Origin of the sequence: Planctobacterium marinum, assembly GCF_036322805.1 — a bacterium.
Lineage (GTDB): Bacteria > Pseudomonadota > Gammaproteobacteria > Enterobacterales > Alteromonadaceae > Planctobacterium > Planctobacterium marinum_A.
This window is the reverse complement of record NZ_AP027272.1, coordinates 2,211,478-2,236,458: the sequence shown is the minus strand read 5'-3', so window position 1 is coordinate 2,236,458 and position 24,981 is coordinate 2,211,478. Positions and strand designations below refer to the sequence as shown.

The window sequence follows — 24,981 nt, the reverse complement described above, 5'->3', positions numbered from 1 at the left end:
AGGACTAAAATGACCAAAATAAAACGCTGGTGGCAAGGTCGTTTGGAAAATTGGCTTACCAAACGCATTCCAAGTAACAGGCAGTTCCAGATGGATATGAGTAATGTATTCATCTTCCCATCTAAATTTGGCATTGCCTATATACTTTTATGCAGCTTGCTTTTTATCCTTGGCACCAACTATCGCAATAACTTGATGTTGCTGCTTGCCTATTTTTTATTGGCCATGTTTCTGGTTAATTTGATGACCAGTTATGCCAACTTTGCCAAACTAAAGGTGCAGTTGGGCAAAGTAAAATCTACACACGCGGGTAATGATTGCGCTCTGCCCCTTTGGTTGGGTGACAGTGATGACAAGACCATTGCAGGCCTAAAATGTTATGGCAAACTGCACTTTCGATTGTGGCAAGGTCCAGTGCAACGCTCAATAGAACCAGAAAGCCACAGTAACCCTGTAGTGCTCAACATTCCTACCGATAAACGCGGCTATCTGACACTGCCGAGAGTCACCATTGAGAGCTTTTATCCATTTGGCTTATTCCGTTGTTGGACACATTTGCACTTCAAAGCGCAAATTCTAGTTTATCCCAATCCGATTGCCAGCAAACTGATGCGACAGTCTTTTAGAGACGGTGAAGAAGAGGGAGAAGAATCCAGCAGTTCCGTAGGTGGCAACAACGATTTTGATTCTCTGAAAAATTATGTTCCCGGCGAATCCCTGAATCGCGTTGCCTGGAAACTGGTGGCCAAGGGCCAGGAAATGATGACTAAACAGTTTGCTGATAATCAACAGGGGGTCATCTGGCTGGATTTGAAGCATTATCTGAAATCTGATCTCGAGACCGCCATTGCTCATCTCACCTGGTTAGTCATAGAACTACACCGAAAGCAAATCTGCTTTGGTTTGACCTTAGGTGCCATAGAAATACCTGCTGATAGCGACAGCCAGCACCTTGAGCTTTGCCTCAAGTCTTTAGCGCTTTATGGAATTGATCAGGTTGCAGTACCACGCGAGGCGCAAGTTTTATGAAACGTAACGCCAATAGAGCACACCTGTTGTTAAGCCTGAATTTATTGTTTCTCTGCTTCAGCTTATTTGAACCATTAATGCTTTGGGTTTCTTTACTGGTGATCACCAGTGTTCTGATCAGAATTGCTTTATATCTCGAGTGGCACAAGCACTTACCCAAAGTATCCACCATCAACCTATTGGCGCTGTTGGCTGCAATAGTATTGGCTTATACCGGTTGGCAGCTGGGCTTGCTTTTAAGCATGGTTAATCTTTTGGTGATGTCTGGCGCATTAAAGTTAATGATGATGCGCAAAGTCAGGGATTACTTCATATTGGTGCTGGTTGAAATATTTATTATCGGATGTGGCTTTATCTTTAACCAAGGATTAGGGTTTGCTTTGACCTACGGCCTCTCCTTGTTTATCGTTTTCTTGTCACTGGGCTTCCACGTTAGTCCCGGCAGTAGCCTGAGACAGCAAAGCAAAAGATTACTTGGATTACTTTTGCAATCAATCCCTATCTGCATTTTGTTTTTCTTAATCTTGCCGCAAATTGGTCCTCTGTGGAAAATGCCAAGCAATAAGGGCGCTAAAACCGGAATTTCAGATACCATAACGCCTGGGGATTTTGCCCGTCTCTCGATGTCTGACGAACTGGTTTTCCGTGCTTCATTTCAAGAAAGCATTCCAGAGAAATCCGAGTTGTATTGGCGCACCTTGGTATACGAAGCCTTCGATGGAAAATCATGGACAATTTCCAAGCTCAGACGCCGGGAAAAAGAACGAATGGAAGTGGGGAACTATAACTTCACACCACGACTTTCTGGTGACACATTAGACTACGAAGTTATCCTTGAACCATCTAATCAAAACTGGTTGTCTGTTTTAGATATCGCCAAGTCCAGCACCGAACAGACATGGCTCAGTCACGACTATCAATTGCAAAGTCGCTTTCCAGTTAACACCAAATTTAAATACAAGGTAACCTCTTATCCCGATAACCCGTTAAATCAAACCTCACTTTATTCCGATACCAGCATTAACTTGATGTTACCTAAGTCGGGTAACTCTGAAACGCAAAGATGGGTAGCGCAATTACGACAACGATATCCTCAAGACCAGGTATTTATTCAAAATGTAGAACGTTTTTTTCTGACGGAAGGATTTGCTTATACATTAAAACCGGAGCCTATGCCGGTTAACCCCATAGATAGCTTTTTATTTGATTACCAGGCAGGGTTTTGTTCCCACTACGCCAGCGCATATGCTTATATCATGCGCCTGGCTGGTATTCCGGCTCGTGTTGTTGGCGGATATCAAGGTGGAGAAGCAAGACAAAACAACTACCTCAGTGTCTATCAATATGATGCTCATGCTTGGGTTGAGATCTACCTGGAGGAGAACGGATGGGTACGCAAAGACCCTACGGCACTAATATCGCCAGAACGCATTAGCCTGGGATTAGAAAGTGCCGTTGCACACGAAAACTCATTTCTCCAGGATGCCCCCTTTTCCCTGACCAAATTAAAAGGCATTGAGATATTCAATCGACTCAGATTACTCATGGCTGATGTGGACTTTATGTGGAGTAGTTGGGTGTTAGGTTTTGATCAGCAAAGACAGTTTGCCTTATTCAAACTATTGGTGGGTAAACTGAGCCCAATGCGAATTGCATTATTAAGCCTCGCAGTATTTTTCGTGATCTGTATCCTATTGCTGATTTTTAATTACCGGGTTTGGTTTCCCAAGATCGAAAACCAGCACCTGCACTACTACAATCAAGTATTAAAAACGTTAGCGCGTCATGGATTGGTGCGTTTTGCTAATGAAGGACCGGACAGTTTTAGTGAACGCATCAAACTGGAGATTTCAGAGCAGTGTGCCGAAGATTTCAGGCACATAACAAAGTTGTTCGTTTTCCATGAATATGCACCGCGAAGTCAAACTAACCCCAATAGACTGCCTGAGCTGAAGTTGGCAGCGCGCTCCTTCAAACGGCGTTATCGATTTTCAATAAAATAGGTATAAAACGAGGTTAAACTTACCGCCTGTATGTCCGCAGCTTGAAAGTTCTGCTGATGTGAATGCTCGTTTGGTATGGCAACACAGGTGATACCTGCGGCTTTGGCAGCTTCAACGCCATGTTGTGTGTCCTCAATGGCAATACAAGCTGAGGCAGGCAAATTCATTTTCTTTAACGCCTCAAAGTAAACATCTGGGGCTGGTTTATTATTCGGGACTTCCTCACCTGTGGTAATGGTCTCTATGTATTTTGCGAATCCATTCCCTGATACTGAGCGATCTACGGCAAACCGCTCAGAGCCAGATACTATCGCCATACGGATACCCAATTTCGCAAAATTGCGCATAATGCGGTTTGCACCCGGCATTGCAGGGAAACAATGACTGACTAACCACTCCTGAGTCACTTTGCGCTTTTTACTTATCAGACTTTCCGGATCTTCGGCCAGATCAAACTGTTCAACCAGGTACTGAGCATTTTTGTCACCGGGAATTCCAACGCAATACATTGTATTCATCTGTTCCGTAAACACATCGGATTTAAGCCCGGTAGCTTGTAGCCACATCTGATAGTGCACAAATTCAGAATCAACAAGCGTTCCATCATGATCGAATAGCACTGCTCTAACCTGCCTCAAATCCATGTCCGAACTCCTATTGCTTTCTCAAATAAACCGTAATTTCGTCACGATCGTGATAGAGGTGTTTCGCCTCGCAGTCAAAAGGTTGCTTCAACTCTTGAGTGATGATCTCCATACACTCCAGGACTGACTCTAATCTGCGTTTCATGGGTAACTTTAAGTTAAACATCGCCTCTTTACACCAGCCATCATTTACCCATTGCGCCATCAGTTTTGCCACTTTCTGCGGCTGTTCAATCATATCGCATACCAACCAATGCACATTTTTTTTCTTTGGCTTAAATTTGAAGCCATCAGCCTGGAAATGACTTACCTGTCCGGTTTCCATTAGTGAATCGTCCATTAAACCGTTGTCTACTGCCTGAACAAACATTCCCCGGCGCACCAATTGGTAAGTCCAGCCGCCCGGACAAGCTCCGAGGTCTACGGCATTAAGTCCTGCTCTTAAGCGCTGCTCTCTTTCATTTTGGGGAATAAAAGTTAAAAACGCCTCATCCAGTTTCAACGTTGAACGACTGGGTGATTCAGCGGGAAACTTTAATCTCATGATACCGCCGGGCTGCGGGTTCATATTCGAAACAGGAGCAATACCAACAAAGCACTCAGTGCCGCTGACAAAAAAGGCGGTTAAACAGTGGGCAACTTTTTTCTCGTTATAACATTTTTGGCTTTTCAATATCTGTCGCAAAGGTACGCTGAACTTTCGACAAAAACGCGACAACTCTTTTCCGGGCTCAGTATCGGGATGCTCTACTCTTAGTTCAGATATCAGAGGAAGCTCCAGCAGGCTAGGTTTTAAATCCCCTAATCTGTCATCACGGCACATATCTACATGGTGACCAAGAACAAGAAACCACTGACGTGTAAAAATGAGTTGTTTTATGTTGAGCCTATCCAGCAACGAGTTCGGGCTTTGTTGCACCTCAAACAAATAAAATCCCGTGCCCTTATCTGCTCGAAAGAAACCATAAAACCCGTTTTCTGCGGCTCTGGTTTGAATTTCAAGCCCGGCATCTGCTTCAAAGCCCGGGCGACAATAACCGAGAACAACTTCCGACATCATTGATAACCCTTCAACGCTGCAATGACAAACACAGCCCATCCTGCAATGAACATCATTCCGCCCAGAGGCGTGATGGGACCAAACCACTTAATGCCAGTCAGAGCGAGCGCGTAAAGACTTCCGGAGAAGCACAGCACTCCGGCAATAAAAAGACCGGCACACCAATACCACAAAGAATTCGGAAATAACTTCGCCAGTATAACCACCAGAATCAAGGCCAGAGAATGCAAAAACTGGTACTCCACACCGGTACTAAAAGCATGCAACAAAGGCTCTGATAATTTGTTCTTTAATCCATGAGCAGCAAAAGCCCCCAAAACCACAGATAGTAAAGCCAATGTGCCGGCACTTAATAATATCAATTTCATGTTAGTGTTTTATCCCATAACCTTATCAATAAATCTGACAGCGCCAGTAATTGCCTGCTGCATGTTATCTTGCCAACTTAGTCCACTTGCCTTGGTGGTTTTAAAACTGTGCTCACCGTCTTTTACGTATTCTACTTGTATATTCCCCGGTAATTCATAGCCACAGATTTCTGCAGGCTTGCCAAAGGGATCTCTTTCACCTTGCAGCACCAAAATGGACTTTTTAATCTGTGAAAGATGCTCAGTTCGCGTTTTTTCGGGTTTCCCCGGAGGGTGGAAAGGATACCCCAAACAAATAGCGGCAATAGCGTCACTGTCTTGTAGTATATGAGTAGCAACTCTGCCTCCCATCGACTTGCCCCCCACAAAGAGTGGTAAATCTTTGTCATGCGGCAATTGCGCTTCGAAACACTGTATTAACTTGGGTAATCTATCCGGTGGACGCCGTTTTCCGGTTTCCTCAGCAATTGCCATATAGTCAAAATTAAACAAAGTGCACTTTATTGCATTTATTTCAAACAACCTTTTGCATTCCTGCATAAAGTCGCTTTCCATTCCCTGCCCGGCACCATGGGCCAATACAATGTGGGCTTTATACACTCTTAATCCTCACTCACCTGCGTTAATAGCCAGTCTTTAAAGGCCTGTATCTTACCTAATTCAGCATGAGATTCGCGACAAACAAGGTAATAGGCTTTTTGTGTTTCAACCCGTTCTTCAAATGGGCAAATCAAACGTCCAAGTGCTATTTCAGGCCTTGCCAGGGCGCTGTCAACAAGCGCTATCCCTTGTCCCAGTGCTGCAGCTTGCAAAATCAACATGGTGTGGCTGAATATCGGCCCTTGGTTAACATTAACGCCGGGTATATTGAAATGCCGTATCCACTGTTTCCAAAACTCTCGTGATGTGTCATGTAACAGTTGATGATGTTTCAGGTCATCTAATTTTTCCAATGGCTTATCGCTCTGAAAGAGCATGGGAGAACATACTGGGGTCAGGTATTCAGCGTAAATTTTATCCGCCTGTAAACCACTCCAGCGCCCTTTACCATAGTAAATCGCCAAATCCACATCATCAGTAATAAAACCATCATCAAAATCTACAGCTTTAATTCGCACATCAATGTCGGGGTTTTTACTGGAAAAGTCAGAAAGTTTAGGCACCAGCCATTGCACCGCAAAACTCGGCGGCAACGCCACGGTAATAGAACCTTTAGCACCCATAGCGTGTAAACGCTTGGTAGCATCGTAAAGAGCAGCAAAGATCTCTTTGATGTCTAGATAATAACTTTGCCCTTCTTCGGTCAACAACAGGGTTCTGTTTTTACGCAGAAATAGTTTCATCCCTAAAAATTCTTCCAGTGCTTTAATCTGATGACTCACCGCAGCCTGAGTAACAAACAACTCTTCTGATGCACGAGTAAAACTTAAATGCCTTGCCGCAGCTTCAAAAGCTTTCAAAGCGTTCAGTGGTGGTAACCTTTCGTTCATAATCGCCTGATTTCTTTCATAAATTCTTCATAAACAAGGTTTTTAAAGCACTTTTTTATGAATATCTGCAATCTTTGCAATTCGGATTAGTTTTTCTAATGCGTTAGACATATTTTTTCTCGTTTTCAAGAGGCAAAAAAAAACACTATAGTACACACATCGACTACAATCGCTTGTTATACAAGGCTTATGTAAATAGCAAGTAAATATGTTGATAATTTACGTGTCTTTTTAACATTAATTTAACTTTAGGTAAATCACATGAAAAACATTAAAACACTTTTCGCAGCCAGCGTCTTCACATTTGCACTTTCCGGTAACGTTTTCGCCCAAGAGCAAACCGTTAATACAGTAGAAATTCAAACAGAAATTGCTGATCAAATTCAATTAGCAGTTTCTCAAATCAACACACCTGTGATTGAAGATATCGCAAAAGCACAGCTTGATGAAATGAGCTTAAAACAAAACATTGAACAGTTTTTGGCAATGGCCAGATTCAACGAAGAGACTGCAATCGTTAACACTCAAATAATTGCAGAGTAATCTAATAACGAAAAACTTTTGGCACCCTGCCTAAAGCTTACGTTATCAGTAGACACTCATTGCTCCTACGCTCCGTAGGAGCAACTGAATGCCTCAATCAAGAAATATTCTCTCTAAGCTGTAATTAACGGCTCAAATCCTTTCACCAGCTCATCAAGTTGTTTCATTTGCAATAAATACGCCTCTAGCTTATCCAACGGTAATGCGCAAGGACCATCACACTTAGCGTTATCAGGATCTGGATGAGACTCAATAAATAGCCCTGCTAAACCTAGCGCCATTCCGGAGCGTGCTAATTGTGCTGCTTGTGCCCGCCTACCATCAGCCGAATCACTGCGTCCCCCAGGACGTTGCAGTGCATGCGTCGCATCAAAAATAACCGGAGCCATGGGTTTCATTTCATCCATTCCCAACATATCAACGATCAGATTGTTGTAACCAAAGCATGAGCCGCGCTCACATAAAATGATTTTATCGTTCCCGGCTTCCAGGAACTTGTTGATAATATGGCGCATCTCGTGAGCCGCCAGAAATTGTGGCTTTTTAACATTGATAACCGCATTGGTTTTTGCCATTGCCACCACAAGGTCAGTCTGACGCGCCAAAAATGCAGGTAATTGAATAACATCGGCAACTTCGGCGACTGGAGCCGCCTGATGAGGCTCATGTACATCCGTAATCACCGGGACGTCAAACTGTTGTTTGATCTCTTCAAAGATCTTTAATCCCTCGTCCATACCCGGACCGCGAAAGGAATGCACTGAGGAGCGATTTGCCTTGTCAAACGAGGCTTTGAAAACATAAGGGATGTTTAATTTGGTGGTAACTTCTTTGTATTGCTCAGCAATGGTGAGCGCCAGATCACGTGATTCCAACACATTCATGCCTCCGAAAAGCACAAAAGGTTTGTCGTTATTGACCTGAATAGAATCGATGGAGATCGTTCGCAAATTATTCATTTATTCTCCGAAAAGGAAACTTTAGACTCAAACGCCTAAAGTACCCTATTTCAGGAGCGTATTCAGCTTAAATGCCTTTTTTGCATTAAATTAAAAGCCCTGCTTCAATGTTGTGTAACGATCCTTTCTCGCAGCTTTTGGATCTGAGCCCGTAAGATATCGGTGGAAGGATCTTTAGGGCAACGCTGAATGAAAAACTCATAATCAGCAGCAGCAACTTTAGGACAATCTAATTGATGCAGTAGAAATCCTCTGTCTCTGATCTCAAACGGATCGTCAGGACATAAGCTGAGCAAAATATCGATAGTGGAAAGCGCAAAGTGATATTTTTGCTCATTAATAAAAGAGGCTTTTAAATTTTGTAGCAAGCGTAAGACAGTCTCTTCACATCCCGTCGGCTCCAGCACCTCCAATGGCATTTCAGATTCCGCCTGTTCTCCTAACACGCTGAAATAACTTTTCTCCAGATGTTGCCAGGATAAACAGTCTCCATTTAGTGGATCGATAAACAATACTTTTGAATCAGACACCTGGAAGCGCACAAGAAAATGGCCGGGGAAATTAACGCCTTGCATTTTAAGGCCAATGGCGTTGCCAATTTGACAGAAAACAATGGCCAGTGTCACCGGGATACCGGTGCGATATTCCAGTACTTCGTCCAGCAAGTTATAACGTGCCGCGAAGAAATTTTTGCTATCACCACTAAACGCCAGCTGGTGATAAAAGTAGTTTCTGAGGCGCTCAAATGCGGCAAACTTATCCTGCGTATCTCCCACCGCTTTGGCACATTGATTGATGAGCTGTTCCATCTGCGTCAATGGCTGAGCAATATCTAAATCATCTTTATAGCAACGGGAAATTAATAGCGCAGATTTAAACAAATTGTGTTGTTTAATGGCATGTTTAAGCTCAAGCACGGGACGTTTCCTTTTATACATCACATCTAATGATGTTATCGGAACATCCCGCTAAAGCTTTATCAGAAATGCAGACTAATTATTTATAAAATGAGAGGAGTTTTAGTCACCGCAATTTTGCCCATCATGGCAAATACGGCCACTGCGGCTACAAACGCTCCGGCTTTAATCGCTTTGGTCTTACCCAGTTTGAGCGCAAACAAGCCCAGCACGATATAGGCGATTAAACCAAACATTTTTTCCGTTAACCAGGCGTTATACAAAGGGTACTGAGTAAGGATGATACACAAGGTAACTGCACTAGCCAGTAGCACAGTGTCTACAATGTGGGGAACCACTTTAACCCACTTTTGACGCATCATGCCACTATTGGACATGACCCAGATAAAACGTAAAACGAACAAAAGAAAACTGAGGGCAATCGCCGTCATATGGATGTGTTTCACCATCATATACATGGTTGGTAACTCCTGTTGAACTTAATTATAATTATTGTTGAATAGCTTCGGGACTGTCCGGATAGGCAAATATGATAGCTTCAAACTTGGTAATGTTATCCAGCAAGGTATCCACCAGTGCCGGATCAAAATGCTTACCACGCTCTTGCTGAAATTTCTCAATCACTTGTTCTACTGACCAAGGCTCTTTGTAACAACGCGTACCTCGCAAGGCATCATAAACATCGGCAATGGCGGCAATCCTGGAGAACATATTAATGTCCTTGCCGGATATGCCTTGCGGGTAACCAGTACCATCCCAACGCTCGTGGTGTTGTCTGGCCAGCATTGCTGCGGTTTTAATGATGGGTTTTTCACTGTCTTTCAATAAATCATAACCGTTATCAGCATGTTCTTTCACCAAATCAATTTCTTCAGGTGAAAGTGGACCGGGCTTAGTTAAGATTTCCACTGGAACACGCAACTTGCCAATATCATGTAAAGGTACCGCGAGTTTCAAGACACTAATTTCGTCTTCAGAGAGGCCATGTTCCCGGGCCAACAATTCACATAGAATCGTCATACGTTCGATGTGCCGTCCCCCACTTAGCTGACACTCCATCGCCTGACCGACACGCTGCAATATTTCCTTTTGAGTATCTTCAATGTCTTTCGTTAGCAGCACATTTTCAAAGGCCACCTGCACATGGCTGGCAAAGATCTCAATCAGATGTTTGTCATTTGAGTTTAGCTTGCGTGGAATACCGGATAAATATAAAAGCGAACCTGGTTCGGTATTGCTGTGACAATAAGCCACGACATAATCATCAGCGTAAACTACATCTTTTTCTCTTAGGGCTTTTTTGCAAGCACTGAGAATTTCGCCTTCCACCACTTCTTCAAGGGGTCGCACCGCCTTTTCAACCTCAGTAGCTTCATCATCCATGCCAGAGAACACCACAAAACCACTTAGATCACTACTATTGCCACCTTGGGCTGACGCCAGCGCGCTAGTGATATAAGCCGCGTCAGTGGCACCGCCCAATAACGAGTTGAGCTGTTGAATGATGCCATCAATAAAGTTTTCAAGTGAGTGAATGCTGAACAGATCTGCAGAGGCGGATATGATTTTTTCCAAGCCCTTACGACTCTCCTCTATGGAGATAATATCGCGATAGGAGCGCAGCGTTGCGATAATAACAGTAAACAGCTTTTGTGCGGTCAGTTCTGTTTTGGATTTATAGTCGTTGATATCGTAATTAACAATAACGTGTTTTTCTGGTGCCTGACCAGGCTGCCCGGTACGCAAGATAATGCGAGTGAAGTGATTGTTGGCCTCATTGCGAATAAACTCTGCGACTTTTAAGCCTGCATCGTCGGTTTCCATCACAACGTCGAGCAGCACTACAGCAATGTCGTTGTGTTCAAGAAATACTTTTTTGGCTTCTTCACCACTGTGGGCGCTAATGAATTCTAAATCCTTGTCCTGAAAAACAAAATCGCTCAGGGTCAACTTGGTTACGGCGTGCACCTCGGGCTCATCATCTACTACCAGTATTTTCCATGAGCCCCGCTCTTCAAATTCTTCTTCTTCAGAATCATCCGCGAAAAGAAAGTCGTCAGACATCCGGATTCCCTCAATCACTACCAAACTTAGTTTTTTATTTCTTTTAAACTAGTCGTTTATGAAGGGTTATGCAACACCGAATTGCGCCATTGTCACCCGATCGTGCCCCGCATAATCTAATTTTGTAGTTACCTTATTGAAGCCCTGTGCTACCAATAAAGACTGAATTGACTTGGACTGTTCAAAACCGTGTTCTATTAATAGCCAGCCTTGTGGATTGAGGTAATCAGAAGCCATTGCAATAATTTGCCGGATATCATCCAGGCCATCGCCACCGGCTACCAAGGCGCTTTGAGGTTCAAAGCGCAAATCACCGCGGTTGAGATAATCACTATTAGATTCAACATAAGGAGGGTTTGTAACAATAACATCGAACTTTTGCTCAGGTAGTTGGTTAAACCAATGACTCTCAATGAACGCAACATTAGTTATGTTATTTCTGCGCTTGTTTCGCTGTGCAAGAGCAACAGCGTCAGCCACCCGGTCACAGCCCAAAACCTGCCAATCCGACTTCTCGCTGGCTATGGCCAGTGCGATAGCGCCCGTTCCTGTCCCCAAATCTAAACAGTGAGAATTTGCAGGCACAGGCAATGAAACTGCCAGCTCCACCAATAGTTCCGTCTCTGGCCGGGGGATCAAGGTAGATTCATTTACTTCCAGCGATAGGGTCCAGAAATCCTGATGCCCGATAATATAAGATACCGGATGCCCGAGTTTGCGCTGCTCTATAAAAGCTAAAAATCGTGTAATTTGTGAATCTGAAAGCGATTGTTCGGGATCGATGATCAATTTACTGCGGTTGCACTGCAGCACTTCACACAGCAGTACTTCGGTGTCCACTTTAGGTGATTCGGAGCTTAAGGAGAGAACCCCTATCCCATAGTTTAAAGCTGTTTTAATAGTGAGCGCGGTAGCCATATAAGCTTATGAGTCGTCAGACAATGAGGCTAATAAGTCTGCCTGATGCTCCTGTCGAATAGGCTCTAATACCGCATCCAGGTCACCTTCGATAACATCGTCCAACTTATATAGGGTTAAGTTAATTCGATGGTCGGTTAATCTGCCTTGCGGGAAATTGTACGTGCGGATACGCTCCGAGCGATCACCACTGCCCACCAAACTGCGTCTGGTACTAGCTTCTTCAGCGGCGCGCTTTTCATCTTCAATTTGGTTCAAGCGAGCTTGCAGTACCGACATGGCTTTAGCGCGGTTTTTATGCTGAGAACGCTCATCCTGACACTCCACCACTAGCCCTGTAGGTATATGGGTTAAGCGAATCGCAGAGTCAGTTTTGTTAACGTGCTGACCACCGGCGCCACTGGCTCTGAAAGTATCAATGCGCAGATCAGCAGGATTAATTTCGATGGCTTCAGATTCGGGGATTTCTGGTAACACCGCAACAGTGCAGGCTGAGGTGTGAATACGACCTTGTGATTCAGTCTCAGGAACACGCTGTACGCGGTGGCCACCGGATTCAAACTTCATGATGCCGTAAGCACCATCGCCCACCAGATTGGCGATAACTTCTTTATACCCACCGTGCTCACCTTCATTGGCGCTGATGGTTTCAATACGCCAGCCCTGCTTTTCTGCATAACGGCTGTACATGCGGAACAAATCACCAGCAAAGATAGCCGCCTCGTCACCGCCAGCTCCGGCTCTGATCTCCAAAAAGCAGCTCATGTCATCATTGGGATCTTTGGGCAACAGCAAAATTTGTAATGCCTGCTCCAGCTCTGCTATGCTGGCTTTTGCTTGCTGATACTCTTCCTGTGCCATCTCCTGCATTTCGGGATCGCTTTCTTGTAGCATCTCTTGTGCGGTTGCCAGGTCATCTTCCGCTTGTTGCCAGGATTTAAAGCATTTAACTAATTCTTCTAACTGCGAATATTCCTTTGAAAGCGCACGGAATTTATCCTGATCGGCAATGATTTCAGGTGCGCTTAGCATCACCTGAATCTCTTCAAAACGTTCCATCAGGGTTTCTAATTTAGTAACTACAGATGCTTTCATGAGCAGTGATTTCTCTTTTATTTATTAGTTTCTAGTTTATACGCTTCTGACAATTTTTTAAGCAGTGTCGTATCCTGCTCTTCCGCCGCCTTTTTAATGGCATGGGTTGGCGCGTGACTGAGGGCGTTAGTTAGCTTGTTGGCCAGTTCGGTCATTACCGCTTCCGGTTCCGCGCCCTCGCTTAATAAGTTTTTTGCGCGTTGTAATAATTTCTGTTTTTCAATTTCGTGATTCGCCCGCAATTGCTTGATCAAATCACTGTGTTGCTGACGATTTTGCCATGAGACCCATTTCCCCACTTCTTCTGCGATCATGGATTTGGCTTCATCGGCCGCTTTCTGCCTGGAAGCTACATTTTGGGCCACGATACTTTGCAAATCATCAACCGTATAAAGGTAAGCCCCATCTAATTCTTCACACTCTTCTTCGATATCCCGGGGAACCGCCAAATCTATCAGTAGCATGGGTTTGTAACGGCGTTGTTTTAGAGCCGTTTCTACCATGCCCTTGCCCACCAGAGGCAACTGACTGGCTGTAGAGCTGATCACGATATCCGCCTCAGACAGACGAGTGTGCAATTGCGACAGTGTTATCGTGCTTGCATTGAATTGCGCCGCCAACTCCTGACCACGCGATAAGGTTCGGTTCGCCACCACCATTTGCCCTACGCCTTGGTCAGCCAGGTGTTTTGCTACAAGCTCGATGGTCTCACCTGCACCGATCAACAGAACTTTACTCTCGCTCACATCGGTAAAGATGTGTTTAGCTAGCTGCACTGCCGCAAACGCAACAGAGACGGCATTTTCACCGATGTCAGTTTCAGTACGCACCCGTTTGGCTGCAGCAAATACCGTCTGGAATAAACGCTCGAAATTACCAGAAACCGTGCCGACGTGTTTGGCACTGGTATAGGCTTGCTTTAATTGCCCCAGAATTTGTGGCTCGCCCAAAATTAATGAGTTTAAACCACTGGCTACCGACATCAGGTGTTCAACGGCGGCAACTTCGGTATGGGAATAAATCATTTCATTTAGTTCTGCCAACGGCAGAGAATGAAAATCCGCAAGCCACTTTACCAGCGCTTCTTTATTGATGTCATCTACATCTATATAGAGCTCAGTTCGATTGCAGGTGGACAGGATCACGCTTTCGTTCACCTGCTCTTGCTCACCGAGCTCAGTCAAAGCCTCCAGCAATAGCTCAGGTGAAAAGGCGACCTTCTCCCGGATCTCTACTGGAGCAGTATCATGGTTAACGCCTATGGTGAGTAGCGACATCGAATCCCGATTTTAATGTTTCTGGTTAAAACCATCGCCAAACTGGCGACAGCGCAAAAGGCGCGACATTTTACGCAAATCCAAGGGTATTTAAAAGTACTGCGAGCTGAACCTCAATACGAAATAGTTAATTCAGTGCATTTAAAAATCAGATTAGCGCACCGGATACAAATTTTGGGTGGTAAAAAATGCCTGTTCTGCGCTAACCTTGCCTCTCTATTAAAAAACGGCCTTTATTGAGTCAGGTCACACCTGGGATGGTTATTTTGCGAAAACTGCTGCTGTTAAGCTTGGTATTGATGTTGTCAGCCTGTGCTACCCCCCCAAAAACCAGTTATCAACAAGCATCGTCATCAGGTAAATTTCCGCAAAATTGGCAGGTAGAAGGTCGTATTGCTTTTAAATCGCCAGAGGAAAAATTCAGCGCGTTCCTGGATTGGCAACAACAACAGCAAGATTATCAATTGCGCTTATCTAAATTGATCGGTGGCACGTTGTTGTTCATGGAACAGATAAATGGTCGGGTTTTATTGGAAATCGATGATAATACATTTACTGACAGCAACGCTGAGCGCCTGATTTATGAGAAAACCGGGTGGCAAATTCCGGTGGCAGATTTTAAATATTGGATAACAGGCCGCTTAAATCCCAACAGCAACGCGGTTAGTGAGCTCAAACGCGATGAAACAGGCCGCATCTGGTCTTTTTCTACAGCCACGGGCTGGCGAATAAAATACCAAAACTACAAAGTTTTTTCCGGGACCGCACTGCCCCACAACCTGGTGTTGAGTAAAGATAATTTGCAGTTAAAATTGCGCATCAGTGAATGGTCTTTTAACAGCCAGTAAAGTAATACCGCAATTTATGAATCAGCAAAACGTTTCTCGGAACTGGCCAAGTCCAGCCAAACTCAATTTATTCCTGCATATTAATGGGCGTCGTGATGATGGCTACCACGAGTTGCAGACATTATTTCAAATTCTGGATAAAGGGGATTTGTTGCACTTCACTATCACGGACTCTCCCGACATCAGGCTACTGACGGATTTTCCCGGTGTGGCACATGAAGACAACCTTATTGTTAAAGCTGCTCGACTATTGCAGTCAGTATCCGGTACCAAACAAGGCTGTTATATAGAAATTGATAAACAGCTACCCATGGGTGGTGGTATCGGTGGTGGCTCTTCCAATGCAGCCACCACATTAATTGCGCTTAATCATTTGTGGCAGTGTGGACTGTCGAAGCAACAATTATTAGCCTCAGGACTGCAATTAGGGGCTGATGTACCGGTATTTATCAACGGGAAAACCACTTTTGCCCGTGGTGTCGGTGAGCAATTTGAAATTGCCGATATTGCGATGAAAACCTATCTGGTAGTAAACCCTGGTGTACATGTGTCGACCGCAGAGGTATTCGGTACCTCGGATTTACCTCGCAATACCCCTTTAATTCAATGCCAAAGCTATCAATTTGAGCACACTCACAATGATTGCCAGGCGCTGGTATGCAAAAAGTATCCAGTTATTGCAAAATCATTACAGTGGTTGTTACAATACGCGCCGTCAAGAATGACGGGGACAGGAGCGAGCATTTTCGGTGTATTTAATGACCCGAAAAGCGCACAGAGAGCTCTGTTTGATTTACCTGAGTATTGCTCGGGTTTTATCGCGCAAGGTTGCGCTACTTCGCCTCTTGAAGCGCGATTAAATCAGACCGTTCCCGAAGTTTAAAACCGAGTTGGCAGCAGGTTTTTACCATGAACGATTGGCGAAAAGTCACGCTTACCCGACCATAACACAATTACATTACAACGGAGTTGTTGCATTTAGGGTCGGGACACACACACGTAATACGTTTACTTACCCTAAAATAGATCAACGCACTCCACCTACTTTTCTGAGGAAAAACGTAGTGCCCGATATGAAGCTTTTTGCCGGTAATGCGACGCCTGACCTGGCGCAAAAAGTCGCTGACAGACTTTACACTAAACTAGGTCACGTAAGTGTTGGCCGATTCAGCGATGGTGAGATCAGTGTCGAAATCCATGAGAACGTTAGGGGCGCGGATGTTTTTATCATTCAGTCCACTTGTGCACCTTGCAACGACAACCTGATGGAACTGATTGTGATGGTCGACGCGCTACGTCGTGCATCATCAGGCAGAATCACCGCCGTTATTCCTTATTTTGGTTATGCTCGTCAGGACCGTCGCGTGCGTTCAGCGCGTGTGCCAATCACTGCCAAAGTGGTGGCAGACTTTTTATCTAATGTAGGTGTTGATCGCGTATTAACTATCGATTTACACGCTGAGCAGATCCAGGGCTTTTTCGATGTACCTGTGGATAATGCCTTCGGTACCCCTATCCTGTTAGAAGATATGCGCAAACGCGATTTCAACAACCCGGTTGTGGTTTCGCCCGATATTGGTGGTGTTGTGCGTGCACGTGCCGTTGCCAAACTAATGAATGATGTAGACCTGGCTATAATTGATAAGCGTCGTCCAAAAGCTAACGTTGCCCAAGTGATGCACATCATCGGTGAAGTGGAAGGTCGCGATTGTATTATCGTAGATGACATGATTGACACTGGCGGCACACTGGCAAAAGCGGCAGAAGCCCTCAAACAACACGGCGCAAATCGCGTTTATGCCTACGCCACCCACGCAATTTTCTCAGGCAATGCGGCGGCTAACCTGGAAAATTCAGTAATTGATGAAATCGTCATTACCGACAGTATTCCATTATCTCCTGCCATGCAGAAAGTGAGCAAAGTTAAGCAACTAGGTTTATCTAAGATGTTGGCTGAAGCGATTCGACGTTTGAGCAACGAAGAATCTATTTCTGCAATGTTTGATCACTAAAAGCTTATTCGTTTTCAGCGGTTCGTACCAAGCGAGCCGCTTATTTGCTGCCAAACTCAATCTCTGTGCAATTATTCCTATATTTATCAAAGTATTGATTGTGCTCCCCATTCGCTAATGTTAGAATTCGCCGCCCTTTTTTGAGGGTAAGTCCGATTTTTAATTAACAAAACGGGCGTTCGACGAAAATTTTGGTCGCGAAGTTTTCGTAAATTTATTTGATACATTGGAGTAATTTATGCCAGAAGCAATTTTTAATCTGGATGCAGAAGTCAGAACAGACTTAGGGAAAGGTGCGAGCCGCCGCCTTCGTCACGCTGATAAAGTACCTGCGATCCTTTACGGTGCCGACAAAGAGCCAGTAGCGTTAACTTTAGCTCATAACAAAGTTTTCCAGGCGCAAGAGTTTGAAGCTTTCTATTCTCACGTTTTAACACTGAACATCGGTGGCGAGAAAGTTGAAGCTTTGGTTAAAGACATGCAACGTCACCCGTACAAGCCTAAGATCATGCACTTAGACTTTTTACGTGTTGATGCAACTCACACTGTAACCACAAACGTACCTCTGCACTTCATCAACGAAGAAAAAGCACCTTCTATCAAGACCCAAGGCGGTCACGCTGAGCACCACATTGCTGACATCGAAATCAGCTGTTTGCCAGCTAACCTGCCTGAGTTCATCGAAGTTGATTTGATGGACGTTGAATTAGGTCAAACACTGCACCTTTCTGATCTTAAATTGCCAGAAGGTGTTTCTTCAGTTGAGCTTGCCAAAGGTGAAGGCCATGACGTTGCAGTTGTAACGGTTAAGGCTGCTAAAGGCGGTGCTGCTGAAGACGCAGAAGAAGAGACTACAGAGGAATAATCTGCTTGTCAGATATTCGTCTTATCGTGGGCCTGGCCAATCCAGGCCCCGAATATCAAAACACACGCCATAATGCGGGCAGTTGGGTAGTAGAACAACTGGCTCGACAATCAAACATCCCTTTAAAAGCTGATAACAAATTTTTTGGTTTAACCGGGCGCGGTATTATCGCAGGTAAAGACGTTCGTTTGCTCATCCCCACTACTTACATGAATAAAAGTGGTCAATCGGTGGGTGCAGTAATGAACTTTTATAAGTACCAACCAGACAATCTGTTAGTAGCTTTTGACGAGCTGGACCTTGAACCAGGCATCGTTAAATTCAAACAAGGCGGCAGTTCCAGTCAAAACGGTATACGTGATATTGTCAAAGCCTTGGGCAATAACAAAGATTTTCTGCGTCTGCGCGTAGGCATTGGCCATCCGGGCTCTAAAGACAGAGTTACCGGGCATGTGCTGGGCAAAGCGTCTGCTGAAGATCAAAACAAAATCGATGCTGCTATAGATGAAGCAACGCGCTGCATCGATATACTATTTAAACAAGATATAAAAGCCGCGATGAATCGTTTGCATTCATTTAAAGGCTAACTCTGCTGATAAAGGAAAAACAATGGGTTTTAAATGTGGCATCGTTGGCCTGCCAAATGTAGGTAAATCAACACTGTTTAACGCGCTGACTAAAGCGGGTATCGAAGCAGCTAACTTCCCTTTCTGTACCATCGAACCCAATACGGGTGTGGTACCAGTGCCGGATTTACGTCTGGATAAGCTGGCAGAAATCGTTAACCCGCAAAAAGTGATTGCCACCACCATGGAATTCGTAGATATCGCAGGCTTAGTAGCCGGTGCCTCTAAAGGTGAAGGTTTAGGCAATAAATTCCTGGCTAACATCCGTGAAACGGATGCCATTGGCCACGTGGTACGTTGTTTTGAAAACGACAACATTGTGCACGTCTCCGGTAAAGTCAGCCCTCAAGATGATATTGAAGTTATCAATACCGAGCTTGCCTTGGCCGATTTAGAAACCACTGAAAAAGCCCTTATCCGTGTAGGTAAGCGCGCAAAAGGCGGTGACAAAGACGCTAAATTCGAAATGACTGTCCTGGAAAAGGTAAAACCACACCTGGACGAGGGCAAGGCGTTACGCTCTTTATCACTGAGCAAAGAAGAAGCCGCCGCCATCAGCTACATGAATTACCTGACGCTGAAGCCCACCATGTACATTGCTAACGTCAATGAAGATGGCTTTGAAAACAATCCATACCTGGATAAAGTGCGCGAAATCGCCGCAGAAGAAAACGCGGTGGTAGTACCCGTGTGTGCTGCTATCGAATCTGAAATCGCCGAACTGGACGATGAAGAAAAAGCTGAGTTTATGGAAGAAATGGGCTTAGAAGAGCCTGGCCTGAACCGTGTTATCCGCGGTGGTTATAGCCTGTTAACCCTGCAAACTTACTTCACTGCCGGTGTTAAAGAGGTGCGCGCCTGGACCTACCCGGAAGGCTCCACTGCCCCACAAGCCGCTGGTAAAATCCACACCGACTTTGAAAAAGGCTTTATCCGCGCTGAAGTTATTGGTTATGACGACTATGTCGCTTGTAACGGTGAATCCGGTGCCAAAGAAGCCGGTAAATGGCGCCTGGAAGGTAAAGATTACCTGGTTAAAGACGGCGACGTTATCCACTTCAGATTTAACGTATAGTCTGAATACAGATACTAAAAAGGCGGTTTGATACCGCCTTTTTTGTTTGTGAAAAATGAGTGAACTTGTTCAGTGTTGAGCTAAGTAAAACCACAGGATCTAGATGAATAAGTTATCTATGCTTGTATTGAGTTGGACAGTATCCCCGGTTTACATCAGCCCCCCGCAACTTCAAATGTTTTGTTTTTCGACCAGAAACCCTTTCTCGCCAAAGTTTAAAACTGCCGGATTTGAGCCGCTGCCGCATAAAGCGAATGGTGTCGGGTTCTTTGAGGCCAAATTGCATTTCGATTGATTCAAACGGGGTGCGATCTTCCCATGCCATTTCAATAATTCTGGATTCGCTTTCTTTATTTAACTTCATACTTAATTTCCAGGTAAGCCTGAAAATGATACGCAAAAGTCTGAATTGGGTTCAATGGAAAATGTAGTTAGAAAAAAGAGACAGGACCCTGTTATTTAAAAAGGTGCTGTTCCTTTTATTCCTATTTATTCTGCGGAGTCTGCCATCAGGAGCCAACGCAGGCATAAATATTATTCTCTACTTCCTGTGCACCAAAATAAAAACGATGCTCTCCAATCTTATTAAAGCCTAATCGCTCATAGAATGTATTAGAGTCATTTTCAATCCAGGTATAAAGCCAAAATCTGGTGCCAATTTGCGCACTAATAAAACTGAGCATCGCACGACCATAACCTGCTTTTCTAAAGCCCGGATGTATGTAGAGGCGTTCAATCTCAAAGCCATGCTCTGCAGTTTGATAATGTGATTCTAAATTGATTACTGCCAGTCCAGCCAATACATCATCACTGAATACTGCAATAACTTCATGGCTTGATGAGTTGATAAGTTTCTCAAATGATTGTGCTGTAAATGACGAGAAAACGTATTTTGCGTGCTCTTCTGTTACACCGTTTTTTGCATAGGTTTCCAACCACACTTGCATTGCAAGCGCCGCCAAAACACCGGCATCTTTTGAAGTTGCAAAACAGATCAAATTACCCTCATTGGTTTTACAAAACTATTGAGACACCCATCATAACTGTACTTCGGTACAGTTTCTATTTTGTCTCATTCGTGCAAAATGGGATTTAAATTGAGTGCTCAGGAGGAGTCATCATGCCAAAAGCCAGGAAGGCCCAAATCAGCCTTGAAGATACGCCCTATTACCACTGTGTTTCTCGCTGTGTGCGCAGAGCGTTTTTGTGTGGGGAAGACAAGCATACTGGAGTAAGCTACGAACATCGTCGGCAGTGGGTGCAGGACCGAATTCATTGCTTATCACAAGTATTTGCCATTGATGTGTGTGCCTATGCGGTGATGAGTAACCACACTCACTTGGTATTGTACATACACAAAGAGCTATCTGATAATTGGAAAACAGAAGAAGTTGTTCGACGCTGGCATCAGTTGCATAAAGGTACGCTGTTAAGCCAGCAATACCTGAATCCACAGCGGCGGCAACAAATGGTTGAATCTCAGCTTCAGGCTGTGGAAGAAACAGCGAATATCTGGCGACATCGATTAACGGACATAAGCTGGTTTATGCGTTGCCTCAATGAATACATCGCCAGAGAAGCAAATAAGGAAGATGAGTGCACCGGACGATTTTGGGAAGGTCGATTCAAATCTCAGGCATTGTTGGATGAAGCCGCATTGGCAGCCTGTATGGCCTACGTAGATTTAAATCCCATCAGAGCCAAGATGGCGAAAACACCTGAACAATCGGACCATACCAGTATTCAATACCGTATCAACGCTGCCAAAGCCGGGAAATCACCAAAATTCCTGATGCCTTTTGCCGGTAATATCAAAGCAAACATGTCTCATGGTTTACCTTTTCACCTGACTGACTATCTGGAGTTGGTGGATTTCACTGGCAGAGCCATCCTGCCAGACAAGCGAGGAGCAATTGAGCAATCAACTCCTGCGATTCTTGAACGACTCAACCTGAAAATGGCCCAATGGCAGGAACTGACTACTCAATTCGAAGCATGTTTTCATCATGCTGCAGGTGGAGAATCTTTTCTAGAAGCTTATCGGCAACGACACAAACTAAAACGGCTTAGGGATAAAAACGCCTCAATTCGGCTGTTTGGCTGATACAAAGCCACACCAAATTAGACAGAACACAATTACTGCAAGGTAAGGTAGCCTTGTAGCCAAATTCCTTTTTTAGGTTCTCTTAAGCTTAATATCTACCTCTCACACGCCAAAACTCAGACCCGAAAAACACATTTAGAGTGCATCTCTCCATTACAGTGGCAAGCCATCAATAAATAGATAACGTTAAAAGTACAGGAATATTAAGATGGGTGTCTTTTATGTAAGATATTAAGATGGGTGTCTTTTATGTATTTTTTTTATGTATTTTTTTCATTGATACAGCTATCATCAAAGAATGGGACGTTAGAAAACATACCCACAATTCCGATATATCGAGTGTCCTTAACTTTCAATGCTTGCTTTGCATCTTTGATTGGATCGGCATGAAGCAACCAACTTAAATCCTTCTCAACATTGTTCTGGTCTTGGCAGCCGAAGATGACCAAAGTAAATATGAAGATGATTTTAAATTTCATGAACGTAGGCTCATAACGGCCCGGTTAAACGAGCATAAAAACGTTGGCGAAATTTTGTGAGGCACGAACACAGCCAACGTTTTTGTGTCCGTTTTAAACCGATTTGTTAGGCGGCATGCAGATCTATCGGTTGTACATTATCTAAGTTGACTTTTTGTTTTGCTCGCCAGAGTTCGTAATTATCTTGCATGCTTAGCCAACTTTCAGGACTCCGGCCTAGTACCTTTGATAGTCGCAATGCCATTTCCGGAGTTACTGCGCTCTTACCTTTTACCACCCGGTTTAGTGTTGAGGCTGCAACACCGAGGTGTGTTGCCAATGTTCTACAACTAATACCGTGTGGTTCCATAAAAATGGATTCAATAAACTCACCAGGATGCGGCGGATTGTGCATGTTCATTAGTGATAATCCTCATAATTTAAGATGTAAGCATTACCATCTTTGAATTCGAAAGTAACTCTCCAGTTCCCATTAACTGATATAGACCAAATATTGCCTTTCTCGCCTTTTAATTGATGAAGAGAAAAGCCGGGTAGATTAAGATCATCTACGTCCTGTGCGGTATGAATAGCAGCCAATTGCATGCGGAGTTTTTTCGCGTGCTTGGCCTGAATGCCTGATGTTTTTCCTTTTTCGAAAAACAGTTTCAGGCCCTTATGCTTAAATGACTTAATCATCGATATAGTGTAGCGCATCGCGCAACGCGGTACAACTTGACGCCTGACATTTTTATAGACGACAAATGTCCAACAAAAACAGGACATTTGTCGTTTTTTATCGTTCTCGTACTTTAAGCGAAATTTTTATCCCCGTAAATACAAGGTCTTAGAATCAATAGCAGTTGCTCATTTGTAGAAAAGCGAAAAATGTCGTCTATCAAAGCAATAGTTGTGCACAAATCGCTTGGAATAAAAATAATTTACCCCAACGGATGCTCAGCCAGCCAATGCCTTGCGATTTGTTCACGGGTGCACAGCCAGACATGATCTTTGCTTTTTACGTATTCCACGAAACGCTGCAATGCGGCGAATCTGGCGGGTCGGCCGATGATGCGGTTATGCAGGCCGATGGAGAGCATTTTAGGTTGCATTTGCCCTTCGGCGTAGAGCACGTCAAAGGCATCTTTGAGATATTGGAAGAACTGCTCGCCACTGTTAAAGCCCTGCGGTGTGGCAAAGCGCATATCGTTGGTGTCCAGGGTATAGGGCACCATTAATAGCGGTTTGTCGTAGTGGCAATCGTAATAAGGTAAATCGTCAGCGTAGCTGTCGGCACAATAAAGAATATCGTCCCGTTCGGAGATGAGTTTTAGCGTATTCGGGCTGGTGCGGCCGGTATACCAACCAACGGGAGCTTTCCCGGTGAGTTGTGTGTGCAGCTTAATAGCCTCGTCGATTTGCTGTCGCTCTTCTTCGATGGGCATATCCTGATAATGTATCCAGCGTAGGCCATGGCTGGCGATTTCCCAATTGGCTTTTAACATGGCTTCAACCGCATCGGGATTGCGCTGCATTGCCATAGTTACCCCAAACACGGTGATGGGAATCTGATGCTCCAGAAACAAGCGATGCAAGCGCCAGAAACCAGCACGGCTACCGTATTCGTAGATAGACTCCATGGACAGATGTCGGTCTCGATAGGCCTGGGCGCCAATGATTTCCGAAAGAAAGATTTCCGAATGTTCATCACCGTGTAGCACGCAGTTTTCACCGCCCTCTTCATAATTAAGTACGAACTGTACGGCTATCTGCGCCCCACCCGGCCAGTTGGCGTCAGGCAGATTGGCCCCATAACCAGCTAAATCGCGGGGATAATGCTTATCTTTCGTATGTTCCGACATGCAACGCCTCTTTTTATTTTTCCGGCGTTAAGCCACAACTGCTCAAAATGGACTGGCAAAGATAGTCCCCAACTTCCTGAAAACCTCTTTTGTTCAGGGCTTTACCGTCTTTTAAAATGGTGATCTGAGCAGAGAAGTCGGCGTAATGCTGTGTGGTAGCCCAAATCTGGAACATCAGCATGGTAGGATCCACATCTGCCATTTTACCTTGTTTAATCCACTGACGAATAATGGCGATACGAGCGTCAAACCAGGACACCATGCCCGCCTTTATTTCATCAGAAAGCTGCTCAGCCCCTTTGATCATCTCCATGGCAAAGATTTTTGATGCTTCAGGATTAGTGCGAGAGATTTCCAGTTTTTCTCGAATATAACGAGATAAGGCTTCTGCCGGCTCGTCTTCAGGCGTAGCGTGATCAAAACTGGAATTCCACAAGGACAAAATATCGCTTAATACCGCCTCATAAATACCTTGCTTGGATTTAAAGTAATACAGCACGTTGGCTTTGGGTAATCCCGCCTGCTCGGCCACCTCTTGTACGGTAGCACCTTGATAGCCTTTATTGGCAAATACCGTCACCGCAGCTTTTATAATTTTGCCGTGATTAGCTTGCCGGACACTGCCTTTAACGTTCTTTTTGACGTTTTGTTGCACTAGCACTCTTTATTCCTCTGATTTCTATTCCAATACTGAAAAACCTTTTCAGCAAACTCTTTAAAAACAGCCATACTTTACTCAGAACACCCCTAAAATGCAGTCAATA

At 44.4% G+C, this 24,981-nt stretch carries 29 protein-coding genes; 10 read left to right on the top strand and 19 right to left on the bottom strand.

Annotated features, from left to right (window positions below):
- Positions 1-9 precede the first annotated feature (9 nt).
- Positions 10-1,029, top strand: coding sequence for a DUF58 domain-containing protein (locus AABA75_RS10065; protein ID WP_338292477.1), 1,020 nt, complete (start codon positions 10-12; stop codon positions 1,027-1,029).
- The gene (locus AABA75_RS10060; RefSeq protein WP_338292476.1) at positions 1,026-3,032 is read left to right on the top strand and encodes a transglutaminase TgpA family protein; all 2,007 of its coding nucleotides are present in this window, start codon (positions 1,026-1,028) and stop codon (positions 3,030-3,032) included. Before AABA75_RS10065 ends, AABA75_RS10060 begins: the two co-directional genes overlap by 4 nt.
- Here the strand turns inward: AABA75_RS10060 and AABA75_RS10055 are convergent.
- Genes AABA75_RS10055 through AABA75_RS10035 form a run of 5 tightly spaced genes read right to left on the bottom strand, consistent with a single transcriptional unit; the run spans position 3,011 to position 6,594 of the window.
- Entirely contained in the window at positions 3,011-3,676 is a 666-nt protein-coding gene (locus tag AABA75_RS10055; protein ID WP_338292475.1) for an HAD family hydrolase, read from the bottom strand. The genes AABA75_RS10060 and AABA75_RS10055 overlap by 22 nt on opposite strands.
- Before the next feature lie 10 nt (positions 3,677-3,686).
- Entirely contained in the window at positions 3,687-4,733 is a 1,047-nt protein-coding gene (gene rlmM, locus AABA75_RS10050; protein WP_338294833.1) for a 23S rRNA (cytidine(2498)-2'-O)-methyltransferase RlmM, read from the bottom strand.
- Entirely contained in the window at positions 4,733-5,104 is a 372-nt protein-coding gene (locus AABA75_RS10045; protein ID WP_338292474.1) for a DUF423 domain-containing protein, read from the bottom strand. The genes rlmM and AABA75_RS10045 overlap by 1 nt, the downstream gene beginning before the upstream one ends.
- A gap of 9 nt (positions 5,105-5,113) precedes the next feature.
- Positions 5,114-5,704, bottom strand: a complete 591-nt coding sequence (locus AABA75_RS10040; protein ID WP_338292473.1) for an alpha/beta family hydrolase — start codon at positions 5,702-5,704, stop codon at positions 5,114-5,116.
- Positions 5,705-5,706: 2 nt separating this feature from the next.
- Positions 5,707-6,594, bottom strand: coding sequence for a transcriptional regulator GcvA (locus tag AABA75_RS10035; protein ID WP_338292472.1), 888 nt, complete (start codon positions 6,592-6,594; stop codon positions 5,707-5,709).
- Between the two features lie 261 nt (positions 6,595-6,855).
- On the opposite strand from AABA75_RS10035, the gene AABA75_RS10030 reads away from it, so the two are divergent.
- Positions 6,856-7,137, top strand: a complete 282-nt coding sequence (locus tag AABA75_RS10030; RefSeq protein ID WP_338292471.1) for a hypothetical protein — start codon at positions 6,856-6,858, stop codon at positions 7,135-7,137.
- A 113-nt stretch (positions 7,138-7,250) separates the two neighbouring features.
- On the opposite strand, the gene kdsA is transcribed toward AABA75_RS10030, so the two are convergent.
- The 7 genes from kdsA to hemA form a co-directional block, all read right to left on the bottom strand.
- Entirely contained in the window at positions 7,251-8,096 is an 846-nt protein-coding gene (kdsA, locus tag AABA75_RS10025; protein WP_338292470.1) for a 3-deoxy-8-phosphooctulonate synthase, read from the bottom strand.
- 104 nt (positions 8,097-8,200) lie between these two features.
- Entirely contained in the window at positions 8,201-9,013 is an 813-nt protein-coding gene (locus AABA75_RS10020; RefSeq protein WP_338292469.1) for a SirB1 family protein, read from the bottom strand.
- A gap of 83 nt (positions 9,014-9,096) precedes the next feature.
- Positions 9,097-9,471 (bottom strand): SirB2 family protein, encoded by a 375-nt coding sequence (locus AABA75_RS10015; RefSeq protein WP_338292468.1) that lies wholly within the window; start codon positions 9,469-9,471, stop codon positions 9,097-9,099.
- A 31-nt stretch (positions 9,472-9,502) separates the two neighbouring features.
- A complete protein-coding gene (locus AABA75_RS10010) occupies positions 9,503-11,077 on the bottom strand; it encodes a DUF3369 domain-containing protein (RefSeq protein WP_338292467.1) in 1,575 nt (524 codons plus the stop codon).
- A 66-nt stretch (positions 11,078-11,143) separates the two neighbouring features.
- Positions 11,144-11,995, bottom strand: coding sequence for a peptide chain release factor N(5)-glutamine methyltransferase (gene prmC / locus AABA75_RS10005; RefSeq protein WP_338292466.1), 852 nt, complete (start codon positions 11,993-11,995; stop codon positions 11,144-11,146).
- A gap of 6 nt (positions 11,996-12,001) precedes the next feature.
- Positions 12,002-13,090 carry a peptide chain release factor 1 gene (prfA, locus tag AABA75_RS10000; RefSeq protein WP_338292465.1) on the bottom strand — a complete coding sequence of 363 codons (1,089 nt, stop codon included), beginning with the start codon at positions 13,088-13,090 and terminating at the stop codon, positions 12,002-12,004.
- A 17-nt stretch (positions 13,091-13,107) separates the two neighbouring features.
- Positions 13,108-14,367: a glutamyl-tRNA reductase gene (gene hemA / locus AABA75_RS09995; protein ID WP_338292464.1), complete on the bottom strand. Its 1,260-nt coding sequence runs from the start codon at positions 14,365-14,367 to the stop codon at positions 13,108-13,110.
- Positions 14,368-14,633: 266 nt separating this feature from the next.
- Between hemA and lolB the strand changes: the two genes are divergently transcribed.
- The 6 genes from lolB (at position 14,634) to ychF (ending at position 19,793) form a co-directional block, all read left to right on the top strand.
- Entirely contained in the window at positions 14,634-15,215 is a 582-nt protein-coding gene (gene lolB / locus AABA75_RS09990; RefSeq protein WP_338292463.1) for a lipoprotein insertase outer membrane protein LolB, read from the top strand.
- A gap of 16 nt (positions 15,216-15,231) precedes the next feature.
- Entirely contained in the window at positions 15,232-16,098 is an 867-nt protein-coding gene (gene ispE / locus AABA75_RS09985) for a 4-(cytidine 5'-diphospho)-2-C-methyl-D-erythritol kinase (RefSeq protein ID WP_338292462.1), read from the top strand.
- A gap of 181 nt (positions 16,099-16,279) precedes the next feature.
- The gene (locus AABA75_RS09980; protein WP_338292461.1) at positions 16,280-17,227 is read left to right on the top strand and encodes a ribose-phosphate pyrophosphokinase; all 948 of its coding nucleotides are present in this window, start codon (positions 16,280-16,282) and stop codon (positions 17,225-17,227) included.
- 238 nt (positions 17,228-17,465) lie between these two features.
- On the top strand, positions 17,466-18,092 hold the full coding sequence (locus AABA75_RS09975) for a 50S ribosomal protein L25/general stress protein Ctc (RefSeq protein WP_338292460.1): 627 nt from the start codon (positions 17,466-17,468) through the stop codon (positions 18,090-18,092).
- A gap of 5 nt (positions 18,093-18,097) precedes the next feature.
- Positions 18,098-18,679: an aminoacyl-tRNA hydrolase gene (gene pth, locus AABA75_RS09970; protein WP_338292459.1), complete on the top strand. Its 582-nt coding sequence runs from the start codon at positions 18,098-18,100 to the stop codon at positions 18,677-18,679.
- A 22-nt stretch (positions 18,680-18,701) separates the two neighbouring features.
- Positions 18,702-19,793, top strand: coding sequence for a redox-regulated ATPase YchF (gene ychF, locus AABA75_RS09965; RefSeq protein WP_338292458.1), 1,092 nt, complete (start codon positions 18,702-18,704; stop codon positions 19,791-19,793).
- A gap of 112 nt (positions 19,794-19,905) precedes the next feature.
- Here the strand turns inward: ychF and AABA75_RS09960 are convergent, their stop codons facing one another.
- Together AABA75_RS09960 and AABA75_RS09955 are read right to left on the bottom strand one after the other, a co-directional pair.
- A complete protein-coding gene (locus AABA75_RS09960; protein ID WP_338292457.1) occupies positions 19,906-20,157 on the bottom strand; it encodes a TIGR03643 family protein in 252 nt (83 codons plus the stop codon).
- Between the two features lie 145 nt (positions 20,158-20,302).
- On the bottom strand, positions 20,303-20,791 hold the full coding sequence (locus tag AABA75_RS09955) for a GNAT family N-acetyltransferase (RefSeq protein WP_338292456.1): 489 nt from the start codon (positions 20,789-20,791) through the stop codon (positions 20,303-20,305).
- A 122-nt stretch (positions 20,792-20,913) separates the two neighbouring features.
- On the opposite strand from AABA75_RS09955, the gene AABA75_RS09950 reads away from it, so the two are divergent.
- Positions 20,914-21,897 (top strand): transposase, encoded by a 984-nt coding sequence (locus AABA75_RS09950; RefSeq protein ID WP_338292455.1) that lies wholly within the window; start codon positions 20,914-20,916, stop codon positions 21,895-21,897.
- Positions 21,898-22,157: 260 nt separating this feature from the next.
- Here AABA75_RS09950 and AABA75_RS09945 read toward each other — a convergent pair whose 3' ends face one another.
- The 5 genes from AABA75_RS09945 to AABA75_RS09925 form a co-directional block, all read right to left on the bottom strand.
- Positions 22,158-22,376, bottom strand: coding sequence for a hypothetical protein (locus AABA75_RS09945; RefSeq protein ID WP_338292454.1), 219 nt, complete (start codon positions 22,374-22,376; stop codon positions 22,158-22,160).
- Positions 22,377-22,482: 106 nt separating this feature from the next.
- A complete protein-coding gene (locus AABA75_RS09940) occupies positions 22,483-22,776 on the bottom strand; it encodes a HigA family addiction module antitoxin (protein WP_338292453.1) in 294 nt (97 codons plus the stop codon).
- Positions 22,776-23,054, bottom strand: coding sequence for a type II toxin-antitoxin system RelE/ParE family toxin (locus AABA75_RS09935; RefSeq protein ID WP_338292452.1), 279 nt, complete (start codon positions 23,052-23,054; stop codon positions 22,776-22,778). The genes AABA75_RS09940 and AABA75_RS09935 overlap by 1 nt, the downstream gene beginning before the upstream one ends.
- A 242-nt stretch (positions 23,055-23,296) precedes the next feature.
- On the bottom strand, positions 23,297-24,217 hold the full coding sequence (puuE, locus tag AABA75_RS09930) for an allantoinase PuuE (RefSeq protein ID WP_338292451.1): 921 nt from the start codon (positions 24,215-24,217) through the stop codon (positions 23,297-23,299).
- Between the two features lie 13 nt (positions 24,218-24,230).
- Positions 24,231-24,878 (bottom strand): TetR family transcriptional regulator C-terminal domain-containing protein, encoded by a 648-nt coding sequence (locus AABA75_RS09925; RefSeq protein WP_338292450.1) that lies wholly within the window; start codon positions 24,876-24,878, stop codon positions 24,231-24,233.
- Positions 24,879-24,981 lie beyond the last annotated feature (103 nt).